Source organism: Burkholderia sp. PR2, from assembly GCF_052372875.1.
GTDB lineage: Bacteria > Pseudomonadota > Gammaproteobacteria > Burkholderiales > Burkholderiaceae > Burkholderia > Burkholderia diffusa.
Genome location: NZ_JBQRWH010000001.1, coordinates 1 through 14,025 on the forward strand (window position 1 = coordinate 1; position 14,025 = coordinate 14,025).

Consider the following 14,025-nt stretch of genomic DNA (forward strand, 5'->3'; position numbering starts at 1 on the left):
TGCTTAGAATCACGCCTCTTTCGCGCTAACGGAAACGCGGCGCGGAGGAAGAAGGGAAGCGGTGCGATGGAGGGTCGGTTGTCGAGCCCCGGCGCACATGAAGTTGAACCCAGTCGTCGCAACGAAGCAGTTCAAAAAGTTGTTGACTGACTGAAAAAGACGGTTCATAATCTCGCTTCTCTGCTGCTGAAAACGCAGCGCTGCTGAGAAACTTCAGGTTTCTCGCAGAAATGCTCTTTAAAAATTAACAGCCGATAAGTGTGGGCGCTTGATGGAAGCGAGCTGATCTTCGGATCAGATAGCGAAAGTATCAAGAGTCTCACACTAAAGTAAGTCAGGTTTATGAAGTGATTCATATTCCTGTCAGCTTTGAGTGAGCGACCGGTTCGAAAGAACCGAAAACAGTAACAGGTTTAAACTGAAGAGTTTGATCCTGGCTCAGATTGAACGCTGGCGGCATGCCTTACACATGCAAGTCGAACGGCAGCACGGGTGCTTGCACCTGGTGGCGAGTGGCGAACGGGTGAGTAATACATCGGAACATGTCCTGTAGTGGGGGATAGCCCGGCGAAAGCCGGATTAATACCGCATACGATCTACGGATGAAAGCGGGGGACCTTCGGGCCTCGCGCTATAGGGTTGGCCGATGGCTGATTAGCTAGTTGGTGGGGTAAAGGCCTACCAAGGCGACGATCAGTAGCTGGTCTGAGAGGACGACCAGCCACACTGGGACTGAGACACGGCCCAGACTCCTACGGGAGGCAGCAGTGGGGAATTTTGGACAATGGGCGAAAGCCTGATCCAGCAATGCCGCGTGTGTGAAGAAGGCCTTCGGGTTGTAAAGCACTTTTGTCCGGAAAGAAATCCTTGGTTCTAATATAGCCGGGGGATGACGGTACCGGAAGAATAAGCACCGGCTAACTACGTGCCAGCAGCCGCGGTAATACGTAGGGTGCAAGCGTTAATCGGAATTACTGGGCGTAAAGCGTGCGCAGGCGGTTTGTTAAGACCGATGTGAAATCCCCGGGCTCAACCTGGGAACTGCATTGGTGACTGGCAAGCTAGAGTATGGCAGAGGGGGGTAGAATTCCACGTGTAGCAGTGAAATGCGTAGAGATGTGGAGGAATACCGATGGCGAAGGCAGCCCCCTGGGCCAATACTGACGCTCATGCACGAAAGCGTGGGGAGCAAACAGGATTAGATACCCTGGTAGTCCACGCCCTAAACGATGTCAACTAGTTGTTGGGGATTCATTTCCTTAGTAACGTAGCTAACGCGTGAAGTTGACCGCCTGGGGAGTACGGTCGCAAGATTAAAACTCAAAGGAATTGACGGGGACCCGCACAAGCGGTGGATGATGTGGATTAATTCGATGCAACGCGAAAAACCTTACCTACCCTTGACATGGTCGGAATCCTGCTGAGAGGTGGGAGTGCTCGAAAGAGAACCGGCGCACAGGTGCTGCATGGCTGTCGTCAGCTCGTGTCGTGAGATGTTGGGTTAAGTCCCGCAACGAGCGCAACCCTTGTCCTTAGTTGCTACGCAAGAGCACTCTAAGGAGACTGCCGGTGACAAACCGGAGGAAGGTGGGGATGACGTCAAGTCCTCATGGCCCTTATGGGTAGGGCTTCACACGTCATACAATGGTCGGAACAGAGGGTTGCCAACCCGCGAGGGGGAGCTAATCCCAGAAAACCGATCGTAGTCCGGATTGCACTCTGCAACTCGAGTGCATGAAGCTGGAATCGCTAGTAATCGCGGATCAGCATGCCGCGGTGAATACGTTCCCGGGTCTTGTACACACCGCCCGTCACACCATGGGAGTGGGTTTTACCAGAAGTGGCTAGTCTAACCGCAAGGAGGACGGTCACCACGGTAGGATTCATGACTGGGGTGAAGTCGTAACAAGGTAGCCGTATCGGAAGGTGCGGCTGGATCACCTCCTTTCCAGAGCTTCTCGCAAAGTTGAGCGCTCACGCTTATCGGCTGTAAATTAAAGACAGACTCAGGGGTCTGTAGCTCAGTCGGTTAGAGCACCGTCTTGATAAGGCGGGGGTCGTTGGTTCGAATCCAACCAGACCCACCATTGTCTGGCGGTAACACCTGAGGCAAATCTGTACTCATGGGGGCATAGCTCAGCTGGGAGAGCACCTGCTTTGCAAGCAGGGGGTCGTCGGTTCGATCCCGTCTGCCTCCACCAATCTTCAATGACAAACATTCGAATGACGATTGTTCGAGTCTTTGTCATTGGCGATTGAGCCAGTCAGAGCGATACGTAGTACGTATCGGCTGTCGTTCTTTAACAATCTGGAAGAAGTAAGTAATTTGGATAGCGGAAGCGTCTTGAGATGGACGTGAAAACTATCCGGGTTGTGATTGTATCGATGTATCTCAAGATGATTCGAACTCTAAGTTTGACTCAATTGGAATACGGCACAACGCGAGAACTCAACCTGTAACGAGACAGACTCGTTATAGGGTCAAGCGAACAAGTGCATGTGGTGGATGCCTTGGCGATCACAGGCGATGAAGGACGCGGTAGCCTGCGAAAAGCTACGGGGAGCTGGCAAACGAGCTTTGATCCGTAGATGTCCGAATGGGGAAACCCACTCCTTTTGGAGTATCCATGACTGAATACATAGGTCATGCGAAGCGAACGCGGTGAACTGAAACATCTAAGTAACCGCAGGAAAAGAAATCAACCGAGATTCCCAAAGTAGTGGCGAGCGAAATGGGATGAGCCTTGCACTCTTTATTTGTATTGTTAGCCGAACGCTCTGGAAAGTGCGGCCATAGCAGGTGATAGCCCTGTAGGCGAAAACAGTATGAAAGAACTAGGTGTGCGACAAGTAGGGCGGGACACGTGAAATCCTGTCTGAAGATGGGGGGACCATCCTCCAAGGCTAAATACTCGTGATCGACCGATAGTGAACCAGTACCGTGAGGGAAAGGCGAAAAGAACCCCGGGAGGGGAGTGAAATAGATCCTGAAACCGCATGCATACAAACAGTCGGAGCCTCGAAAGGGGTGACGGCGTACCTTTTGTATAATGGGTCAGCGACTTACGTTCAGTAGCAAGCTTAACCGTATAGGGCAGGCGTAGCGAAAGCGAGTCCGAATAGGGCGTTCAGTTGCTGGGCGTAGACCCGAAACCAAGTGATCTATCCATGGCCAGGATGAAGGTGCGGTAACACGTACTGGAGGTCCGAACCCACTAACGTTGAAAAGTTAGGGGATGAGCTGTGGATAGGGGTGAAAGGCTAAACAAACTTGGAAATAGCTGGTTCTCTCCGAAAACTATTTAGGTAGTGCCTCGTGTCTCACCTTCGGGGGTAGAGCACTGTCATGGTTGGGGGGTCTATTGCAGATTACCCCGCCATAGCAAACTCCGAATACCGAAGAGTGCAATCACGGGAGACAGACATCGGGTGCTAACGTCCGGTGTCAAGAGGGAAACAACCCAGACCGCCAGCTAAGGTCCCCAAATATAGCTAAGTGGGAAACGAAGTGGGAAGGCTAAAACAGTCAGGAGGTTGGCTTAGAAGCAGCCACCCTTTAAAGAAAGCGTAATAGCTCACTGATCGAGTCGTCCTGCGCGGAAGATGTAACGGGGCTAAGCTATATACCGAAGCTGCGGATGCGAGCTTTGCTCGCATGGTAGGAGAGCGTTCCGTAAGCCTGCGAAGGTGCCTTGTAAAGGGTGCTGGAGGTATCGGAAGTGCGAATGCTGACATGAGTAGCGATAAAGGGGGTGAAAGGCCCCCTCGCCGTAAGCCCAAGGTTTCCTACGCAACGTTCATCGGCGTAGGGTGAGTCGGCCCCTAAGGCGAGGCAGAAATGCGTAGCTGATGGGAAGCAGGTCAATATTCCTGCACCATTGTTAGATGCGATGGGGGGACGGATCGCGGAAGGTTGTCCGGGTGTTGGAAGTCCCGGTCGCTGCATTGGAGAAGGCACTTAGGCAAATCCGGGTGCGCAATTCAAGGGTGTGGCGCGAGCTTCTTCGGAAGCGAAGCAATTGGAAGTGGTTCCAAGAAAAGCCTCTAAGCTTCAGTCTAACGATGACCGTACCGCAAACCGACACAGGTGGGCGAGATGAGTATTCTAAGGCGCTTGAGAGAACTCGGGAGAAGGAACTCGGCAAATTGGTACCGTAACTTCGGGATAAGGTACGCCCTTGTAGCTTGACTGGCCTGCGCCAGGAGGGTGAAGGGGTTGCAATAAACTGGTGGCTGCGACTGTTTAATAAAAACACAGCACTCTGCAAACACGAAAGTGGACGTATAGGGTGTGACGCCTGCCCGGTGCCGGAAGATTAAATGATGGGGTGCAAGCTCTTGATTGAAGTCCCGGTAAACGGCGGCCGTAACTATAACGGTCCTAAGGTAGCGAAATTCCTTGTCGGGTAAGTTCCGACCTGCACGAATGGCGTAACGATGGCCACACTGTCTCCTCCCGAGACTCAGCGAAGTTGAAGTGTTTGTGATGATGCAATCTACCCGCGGCTAGACGGAAAGACCCCATGAACCTTTACTGTAGCTTTGCATTGGACTTTGAACCGATCTGTGTAGGATAGGTGGGAGGCTATGAAACCGGAACGCTAGTTTCGGTGGAGCCGTCCTTGAAATACCACCCTGGTTTGTTTGAGGTTCTAACCTTGGCCCGTGATCCGGGTCGGGGACAGTGCATGGTAGGCAGTTTGACTGGGGCGGTCTCCTCCCAAAGCGTAACGGAGGAGTACGAAGGTACGCTAGGTACGGTCGGAAATCGTGCTGATAGTGCAATGGCATAAGCGTGCTTAACTGCGAGACCGACAAGTCGAGCAGGTGCGAAAGCAGGTCATAGTGATCCGGTGGTTCTGTATGGAAGGGCCATCGCTCAACGGATAAAAGGTACTCTGGGGATAACAGGCTGATACCGCCCAAGAGTTCATATCGACGGCGGTGTTTGGCACCTCGATGTCGGCTCATCTCATCCTGGGGCTGTAGCCGGTCCCAAGGGTATGGCTGTTCGCCATTTAAAGAGGTACGTGAGCTGGGTTTAAAACGTCGTGAGACAGTTTGGTCCCTATCTGCCGTGGGCGTTGGATATTTGAAGGGGGCTGCTCCTAGTACGAGAGGACCGGAGTGGACGAACCTCTGGTGTACCGGTTGTCACGCCAGTGGCATCGCCGGGTAGCTATGTTCGGAAGAGATAACCGCTGAAAGCATCTAAGCGGGAAACTCGCCTTAAGATGAGATATCCCTGGGGACTAGATCCCCTTGAAGGGTCGTTCGAGACCAGGACGTTGATAGGTCAGGTGTGTAAGCGCAGTAATGCGTTCAGCTAACTGATACTAATTGCCCGTAAGGCTTGATCCTATAACAAGTCTGTCTCGCGCTGATGACAGCGCGTCGGACTGGTTGATTCTCGTGTGTGATACACACAACCTAAATTACTGCTTCTTCCAAGATTGGTTGTGCTGCGAAGCAGCGCAACAACCCTCTTTGCCTGATGACCATAGCGAGTCGGTCCCACCCCTTCCCATCCCGAACAGGACCGTGAAACGACTCTACGCCGATGATAGTGCGGATTCCCGTGTGAAAGTAGGTAATCGTCAGGCTCCCTAAGCCAGAAACCCCCGCCCGACAAGGCGGGGGTTTTTGCATTTCGGCGTCGAAAATGAATACGAGCGAAACGGCGAGTGCAAGGCGGTTGGAGCTGGCATCCAGCCATGGTGCTGTGATGGCCGATGATGAGCGACATTGATCGATGATCGTCGAAAAATGTCACTTTCGAGCAAAATGCGCCCGAATTGATGTTTCCGTCCCTCGACGTGTCGTGCCGACCTGATCGCGTACGCCATTCGGTGACTGCAGCACGATATCGTCATAAAAATCTATGCGCATAAAGTCCATTCGCGCATGCCCGGCAGAGCAGACCAGCAGCCCATCAGGGTAATATCACCATTCATCCCGATTCCTGGCGTTCATCTGCATAGCCGGCACTCGGTGTCCTTCGTATTTCGTTTCCCGCACCATTCATGATTAATAGCCCTGCCCACCGTGGTAGGATGACCGACTTCTTGCCGTATCTGGTCGCTGCAACGTTCTTCATGGAGTATCTCGACACGACCGTGATCGCGACCGCGCTGCCTCAGATGGCACGCTCGTTCGGCGTCGGTCCGAACGCGCTCAGCCTCGGGATAACGGCCTATATGCTGGCGCTCGCGGTGTTCATCCCGATCAGCGGCTGGATTGCGGATCGTTACGGCTCGCGCACGGTGTTTGCCACCGCCATCTTCGTATTTACCGGCGCGTCGGTGCTGTGCGGGCTGTCCGAGGGCGTGATGACGTTTACGGCCGCGCGCCTGCTGCAGGGCGTCGGCGGGGCGATGATGGTGCCGGTCGGACGGCTGATCGTCGTTCGCAGCACCGAGAAGGCCGAGCTGATGCGCGCAATCGCGACGATCACGTGGCCGGGCATCGTCGCGCCGGTCGTCGGGCCGCCCATCGGCGGCTTCATCACGACCTACGCGTCGTGGCGATGGATCTTCCTGCTGAATGTCCCGTTCGGCATTGTTGCGCTCGTCTGTACCTGGCTGATCGTCCGGAACACGCGTGCCGACGAGCAACGACCGCTCGACTGGGTCGGCTTCGTGCTGGGAGGCGCTGCGCTGACCTGTCTGCTGATCAGTACCGAAGCGGCTGGACAGCAGGACGTCGACTTCACGCGCGCGGGTATTCTGGTGGGCGCGAGCGTGCTGTTCGGCATCGCCGTGTGGATGCACGGGCAACGCTGTGCGCATCCGCTGCTCGATTTCTCGACGCTGAAAGTGCCGACATTCTCGGTGACGGTGATCACCGGCTCCATCACGCGGATGGCGATCAACGCCGTGCCGTATCTGCTGCCGCTGCTGTTCCAGATCGGCTTCGGGCTGTCGCCATTCCAGTCCGGCCTGCTGCTGCTCGCGAGCGCGCTTGGCAATCTTGGGATGAAGGCGGGAACGTCGTGGATCCTCGACCGATTCGGTTTCCGGCGCGTTGCGCTCGTCGACGTGACGATCGCAGGTCTCTTCACGATCGCGTGTGGCTGGCTGACAGCGTCGACGCCGCTGGCGGTCACGCTGTTCGTCGTATTCGTCTACGGGCTCACGCGGTCGATGCAGTTCACGACGCTCGCGACGCTGGCATATGCGGACATTCCTGCTCGACAGACGAGCGCGGCCAGCACGCTGTGGAGCGCGGCGCAGCAGATGACGATCGGGATGGGGATTGCATTCGGTGCGTTGTCGCTGCGGTTGGCGGCGTTGGTGCGTGGCGACGCGGCCGGCATGCATTACGTGCTCGACGATTTTCGCTGGGCGTTCGTTGCGGCGGGCGTGCTCGCGCTGCTGACGTTGCCCGGCTATGCCCGGCTGGCTTCCAATGCTGGCGATCACCTCCGGGCAAATGCGGCCCGCGGGTAAGCAGGATTTCTCATTGCATTGGCGTCGCGACGGGTGTGGGCTTCAGATTATTGAAGCTCACTCGAAACGTCGATCCGTCATGGCGACGATCGTCTGAAGTGCAGTGCGCCCCGTCGCCCGTTACCACCAATGATGCGCAGACCGTGCGGTGGCGGCACGGCACAACACAACGATCCTTGCGCAATGATGCGCGGTGCCTGTTGCGCCAACTCATCCGCATGCCGAATGGCGAGACAACATCACGTTGCACCCCGCAGGCCGTCACTGTGCGTCATGGAAGATGATGCCGACCGTGTGGCGGTGGCCGCTTCGGATTCTGCTCACGCCATGGCGCAGGTTGACGCGATAGACGCCGCGCGTTCCCTGCACGGGCCTGCCGTGGACGGCGAAGAACACCGCATCGCCTTGCGTCAGCGGCACCACTTCCGCGCGTGACTGCATGCGTGGTCGCTGTTCCGTCAACACGAACTCGCCGCCCGTGAAATCCCGACCAGGTACCGACAGCAGGATGGCGACCTGAAGCGGAAAGACATGCTCGCCGTACAGGTCCTGATGGAGGCAATTGTAGTCGTCGGGACCGTATTGCAGGATCAGCGGCGTCGGTCGTGTCTGTCCCGCCGCGTGGCAGCGATCGAGGAATGTCCGGTGCTCTTTCGGATAGCGGACGTCGATCCCGAGTGCCTGGTTCCAGCGATTGGCGATCGGCGCAAGATGCGGGTAGAGCGTCATGCGTAGCGCGGCGACGACGCCAGGCAGCGGATACGCGAAGTACTTGTATTCGCCGCGCCCGAAGCCGTGCCGTGCCATCACGATGCGCGAACGATAGAGCGCATCCCGCGGATAGAGCGAGGCGAGCGCGTCGCACTCGCTTGCGGAGATCAGGCCCGGTACTCGCGCACATCCGTAGCGACCGAGCTCGACATCGACGGTCGGCCAGTCGAGTGTATCGACGCGTTGCGCGATGTCCGTCGATTCGACGGCAGGTTGCAGATTGGCGATATTCACGGGCGTACCTCGGTTCGTCAGCGATGTGGCGCCGTACGCTCGCACGGAATATTCGCAAGCGTCGCATGCACGGTTGAAGCCACGATGAAAGTTGATGAACCCAGTCTAGCGGCGTCCGTGTGCCGGCGCGCTCCAGATCTTGCGCTTCAATCTGGAAAGGCCGAAAAGGCAAGGACGTGGCACGAACCCATCGAATGCCGAGAAGTGTCGAAGCGGAAAAGCGGAGAAGCGACGGCGAAATCTTCCACGGCAGGCGACCGGCTCTCACCGGCCACCCACCGTTTGCCCGATCACGCCACTGACCGGAACAACCAGTAGAGCCCGCCTGCCAGCACGATCGACGCGGGCAGCGTCAGCACCCACGCGAGCACGAGGCTGCGCACCGTGCTCCACTGCAGCCCTGATCCGTTCGCGGCCATCGTGCCCGCAACGCCCGACGACAGCACGTGCGTCGTCGACACGGGTAGCCCGTACACGTCGGCGGCACCGATCGTCAGCATCGCGACGAGTTCGGCCGACGCACCCTGCCCATACGTCAAATGCTGCTTGCCGATCTTCTCGCCGACGGTCACGACGATCCGCTTCCAGCCGACCATCGTGCCGAGGCCAAGTGCGATCGCGACGGCGACTTTCACCCACGTCGGAATGAACTTGGTCGCGTGGTCGAGTTGCTTGCGATAGTTGTCGATGGCGAGTTTGTCGTCGGCGGCGAGCGCGGGCTGCCCCGACTTCTCGATCAGGCGAATCGCTTCGGATACCAGATACATCGTGTTGCGCACGTTGTCGACGTCGCGTTGCGGCACCGCCGCCATCGACCCCGACGTGCCGACCGCGGTCGCGAGCATCGTGGACAGCTGTTGCACGGCAGGCAGCACGGCGGGCGTCAGTTCACGATGCTGCACGTAGTGTTCGACGTCGGCGCGCGGGTTCGCGGACGGCGCGACGCCGTTCGTATACTTCCCGAACGTCGCGGCAGCCTGGTTCGCGACGGCGACGAACGTCTGCGTTTCGGCTGGCGTGACGGCCTTGTTCAGCGCATACGCGGTCGGCACGGTGCCGATCAGGATCAGCATGATGAGGCCCATCCCTTTCTGCCCGTCGTTCGATCCGTGCGCGAACGACACGCCCGTGCAGGTCAAGATCAGCAGGCAGCGAATCCAGAACGGCGGCGGCTGATCCTTCGGCGGCTCCTTGTACAGATCGGGAATCCGCACGAGCGCCTTCAGCACGAGCAGCAGCAGTGCCGCGCACAGGAAGCCCACGATCGGCGAGAACAGCAGCGACTTGCCGACGCCGAGCGCCTGGCCCCAGTCGACGCCGCTTGTGCCGGACGGCCCGTGCATCAGCTGGTTCATCAGACCGACGCCGATGATCGACCCGATCAGCGTATGCGAGCTCGACGACGGTAGCCCGAAATACCAGGTCGCGAGATTCCACATGATCGCGGCGATCAGCAGCGCGAACACCATTGCGAAGCCTGCGCCGCTACCGACCTGCAGGATCAGTTCGACCGGCAGCAACTGCAGGATGCCGAACGCGACGGCGCCGCTCGAGACCATCACGCCGAGGAAGTTCCACATGCCGGACCAGATCACCGCGACGTTGGGCGTCAGCGAGTGGGTATAGATCACGGTGGCCACCGCGTTCGCGGTGTCGTGGAAGCCGTTGACGAATTCGAAGCCGAGCGCGATCAGCAGCGCGGCGCCGAGCATGAGGTACGGGAACAGCGACCCTTCGCGGACCGGCGACAGATCGGCGATCAGGTGCGTGGCGATATACGCGGCGCCGAATGCGAGCACCAGCAGGAACACGGCATAGCCGACCTGCCTGGTGCGTTCGACTGAACCCGAATTGTTCGGCGCGGACGAAGCAGGATGATTCATGACGGCATCTCGTAAAGGAACCGCGTCCGATCCTAGCTTTCGCTAGCAGTCAGTTTGATGACAGTACGGATGGCGAATCATGGTCTTACGGATGTGTAAGGGGGCGGTGCCGTAACGTCGTGACGCAACATGTCGTGCACGGCTCGCGTCGTCGTCCATATAGTGAACACGAGCCTGCGCACCGACATGCGGACTGCCGGAAGTGCGTAGTGTGCGAGCGCGGCTAGCGCAGCATGCGTGGCGCACTCCACGTCGATTCGCGCGCCAGCGCGACGAATGCGGCCAGATAGTCGATCGACGCATCCGCCTCGCGGATGCCGAGAAAGATCTGTTTCGCAATGCCCTTCTTGCCGAGCTTGACCGGCACGACCGGCATCCGGTCCGCGTATTCATCCGCAAGCCACCTCGGCAGCGCGGCCACGCCCCGGCCGCTCGCCACCATCTGCAGCATGATGTCGGTCGTCTCGATCGACTTGTGGCGCCGCGGCACGATGCCGGCTGGCGTCAGGAACTGGTTGTAGATGTCGAGCCGGTCGGTTTCGACCGGATAGGTGATCAGGACCTCGTCGGTCAGCTGCTCGGGCGTCACGTAGTCGGCGTTCGCAAAGCGATGCGCATCCGCGACCACGAGCACCTGCTCGTAATCGAACACGGGATCGAAGCGCAGCCCCGGCTTGTTGAGCGGGTCGGGCGTCACGAGCACGTCGATGTCATGGCCGAACAGCGCGCCGATGCCGCCGAACTGGAAGCGCTGCTTCACGTCCACGTCGACGTCCGGCCAGCGCGACAGGTACGGCGACACGACCTTCAGCAGCCACTGGTAGCACGGATGGCACTCCATCCCGATGCGCAGCGTGCCGCGCTCGCCCTTCGCGTACTGCTTCATCCGCTCTTCGGCGAGTTCGAACTGCGGCAGCAGCCGGTTCGCCAGCTTCAGCAGATACTGCCCGCCCTGTGTGAGCCGCAGGCCGCGTCCTTCCCGGTCCCAGATCGGCGTACCGAGCTGCTGCTCGATTTTCCGGACGGTATGGCTGAGCGCCGATTGCGTGAGATGCAGCGCATTGGCGGCCGCGGTCAGCGAGCCTTGGCGCTCGACTTCGCGGATCACGACGAGATGGAATCGTTCCAGCATGGAGATCGTTCACCCAACAGATACATGAACAACTTTAATGGATGAATGAAATAATGCCATTTTATTTCATGGGATGAAATCCCTATGATGGCTGCCGGATCTTCAATTTCTTCTGGATGGCAGCTTCATGGTTACGACACACAACCTCGGTTTTCCGCGCATCGGCGCGAAGCGCGAACTCAAGTTCGGTCTCGAACGCTACTGGAAGGGCGAATCGTCGCGCGATGAACTGAAGGCCCTCGGCGCCGAACTTCGCCAACGCCACTGGAACGACCAGCGCGACCTCGATCTCGTACCGATCGGCGATTTCGCGTTCTACGATCAGGTGCTCGACATGAGTTTCACGCTCGGCAACTTGCCGAAGCGCGTGCAGGACTTCCATGGCGACGCGCTCGACAACTATTTCCGCGTCGCGCGCGGCCGTTCGGCGCAGTCGGCGGAAGAACACGCGGCATGCTGCGGCGGTGTCGCCGCCGGTGAAATGACGAAGTGGTTCGACACGAACTATCACTACATCGTGCCGGAGTTCCACGCGGACACGAACTTCTCGCTCGATCCGTCGCGCCTGCTCCAGCAACTGGCGCAAGCGCAGGCGCAGGGCGTCGCCGCGAAGCCGGTGATTCTCGGCCCCGTCACGTATCTGTGGCTCGGCAAGGCGAAGGACGATTCCGATCGCCTTGCGCTGCTGCCGAAGCTGCTGCCGGTATATGGCGCGCTGCTCGATACGCTGACCGCGCAGGGTGTCGAATGGGTGCAGATCGACGAACCGATCCTCGTCACCGAGCTCGACGCCGAATGGCGCCTGGCGCTGCGCACCGCGTACGACACGCTCGAGACGCGCCGCATCAAGCTGCTGCTCGCGACGTACTTCGGCCAGCTTCAGGACAACCTGACGCTCGCGGCCTCGCTGCCGGTCGACGGCCTGCATATCGATGCGATCAACGCCTGCGACGAAATCGGCGCGCTCGTGCGCGAACTGCCGGCCGACCGCGTGCTGTCGGTGGGCGTGATCAACGGCCGCAACATCTGGAAGACGGACCTGAACGCGACGCTCGACTGGCTCGAACCGCTCGCGAAGCAACTGGGCGACCGCTTGTGGCTCGCACCGTCGTGCTCGCTGCTGCATGTGCCGGTCGATCTCGCGAGCGAGGAGAAGCTCGACGCGGAGATCCGTGCATGGCTTGCGTTCGCGCTGCAGAAACTCGACGAACTGAAGGTGCTCGCGACCGCGCTGAACGAAGGCCGCGACAAGGTGGCCGACGCGCTCACCGCGAACGCCGCCGCGATCGAAGCGCGCCGTCGCTCGCAGCGCGTGAACAACCCGGCGGTGAAGGCCGCGATCGCACGCATCGACGCGCAACTCGGCAACCGCGCGAGCCCGTACACGCAGCGCGCGCCGAAACAGTCGGCGCGCCTGAGTCTGCCGGCGTTCCCGACGACGACGATTGGCTCGTTTCCACAGACCGCCGAGATTCGCCTGGCGCGTAGCCAGTTCAAGGCGGGCGCGCTGGATGAAGCCGGCTACCGCAAGGCGATGCAGGCGGAAATCGAGCGCAGCGTGCGCGAGCAGGAGTCGCTCGAGCTCGACGTGCTGGTGCACGGTGAAGCCGAACGCAACGACATGGTCGAATACTTCGGCGAGCAGCTCGACGGCTATGTATTCAGCCAGTTCGGCTGGGTGCAGTCGTACGGTTCGCGCTGCGTGAAGCCGCCGATCCTGTTCGGCGACATCAGCCGCCCGAAGGCGATGACGGTCGAATGGATCGCGTATGCGCAGTCGCTGACGAGCAAGCCGATGAAGGGCATGCTGACCGGCCCGGTGACGATCCTGAACTGGTCGTTCGTGCGCGACGACCAGCCGCGTTCGGTGTCGTGCTACCAGCTCGCGCTGGCGATCCGCGACGAGGTGCTCGATCTCGAGCAGGCCGGCGTGCGCGTGATCCAGATCGACGAGGCCGCGCTGCGCGAAGGGCTGCCGCTGCGCCGCGCGCAATGGGGCGAGTACCTGCAGTGGGCGGTCGAGTCGTTCCGCATCGCCGCGAACGGCGTGCAGGACGATACGCAGATCCATACGCACATGTGCTATTCGGAGTTCAACGACATCATCGCGTCGATCGCCGACATGGACGCGGACGTGATCACGATCGAGACGTCGCGCTCGGACATGGAGCTGCTCGACGCGTTCGACAGCTTCAGGTATCCGAACGAGATCGGGCCGGGCGTGTACGACATCCACTCGCCGAACATCCCGACGCAGGATCACATCGTCGGTCTGATGAAGAAGGCGGCCGAGCGGATTCCGGCGGAGCGCCTGTGGGTGAATCCGGACTGCGGGCTGAAGACGCGCCAGTGGGCGGAAGTGATACCGGCGCTGACGAACATGGTCGCCGCCGCGAAGACGCTGCGCGGCCAGGTGCGATAACGCGCGAACGCTGGGTGTACGCCGTCGCGATCGACGATCGGATGGCAACAAGCGGCCCGCATGTGTGGGCCGCTTGTTCCGCGGGGTGGGATATTGCGGCGTACTGCGGTACGCGCACCGCAAACGGGCAGGCGA

At 59.3% G+C, this 14,025-nt stretch carries 5 protein-coding genes, 2 tRNA genes and 3 rRNA genes; 7 read left to right on the forward strand and 3 right to left on the reverse strand.

The genetic code is table 11. The annotated features are described in order from the left end of the window. The first annotated feature begins 415 nt into the window (after positions 1–415). From ACT2FV_RS00005 to ACT2FV_RS00030, 6 genes are all read left to right on the forward strand, one after another. Positions 416–1,948 (forward strand): 16S ribosomal RNA (locus ACT2FV_RS00005). A 62-nt stretch (positions 1,949–2,010) separates the two neighbouring features. Further along, positions 2,011–2,087, forward strand: a tRNA-Ile gene (locus ACT2FV_RS00010). Positions 2,088–2,125: 38 nt separating this feature from the next. Next, positions 2,126–2,201 (forward strand) — tRNA-Ala (locus tag ACT2FV_RS00015). A gap of 278 nt (positions 2,202–2,479) precedes the next feature. Beyond that, a 23S ribosomal RNA gene (locus ACT2FV_RS00020) occupies positions 2,480–5,361 on the forward strand. A 129-nt stretch (positions 5,362–5,490) separates the two neighbouring features. Continuing rightward, positions 5,491–5,603, forward strand: a 5S ribosomal RNA gene (gene rrf, locus ACT2FV_RS00025). The 16S, 23S and 5S rRNA genes sit together here with 2 tRNA genes alongside, the layout of an rRNA operon. Before the next feature lie 420 nt (positions 5,604–6,023). Further along, positions 6,024–7,448, forward strand: coding sequence for a DHA2 family efflux MFS transporter permease subunit (locus ACT2FV_RS00030; protein WP_444502923.1), 1,425 nt, complete (start codon positions 6,024–6,026; stop codon positions 7,446–7,448). A gap of 261 nt (positions 7,449–7,709) precedes the next feature. On the opposite strand, the gene ACT2FV_RS00035 is transcribed toward ACT2FV_RS00030, so the two are convergent. From ACT2FV_RS00035 to ACT2FV_RS00045, 3 genes are all read right to left on the reverse strand, one after another. Next, the gene (locus ACT2FV_RS00035; protein WP_444502924.1) at positions 7,710–8,453 is read right to left on the reverse strand and encodes a 2OG-Fe(II) oxygenase; all 744 of its coding nucleotides are present in this window, start codon (positions 8,451–8,453) and stop codon (positions 7,710–7,712) included. Between the two features lie 290 nt (positions 8,454–8,743). Next, positions 8,744–10,336 (reverse strand): inorganic phosphate transporter, encoded by a 1,593-nt coding sequence (locus tag ACT2FV_RS00040; RefSeq protein WP_444502925.1) that lies wholly within the window; start codon positions 10,334–10,336, stop codon positions 8,744–8,746. 223 nt (positions 10,337–10,559) lie between these two features. Further along, a complete protein-coding gene (locus ACT2FV_RS00045; RefSeq protein ID WP_059532643.1) occupies positions 10,560–11,468 on the reverse strand; it encodes a LysR family transcriptional regulator in 909 nt (302 codons plus the stop codon). Between the two features lie 127 nt (positions 11,469–11,595). Here ACT2FV_RS00045 and metE point away from each other — a divergent pair, with 127 nt between their 5' ends. Continuing rightward, the gene (metE, locus tag ACT2FV_RS00050) at positions 11,596–13,890 is read left to right on the forward strand and encodes a 5-methyltetrahydropteroyltriglutamate--homocysteine S-methyltransferase (protein WP_444502926.1); all 2,295 of its coding nucleotides are present in this window, start codon (positions 11,596–11,598) and stop codon (positions 13,888–13,890) included. Positions 13,891–14,025 lie beyond the last annotated feature (135 nt).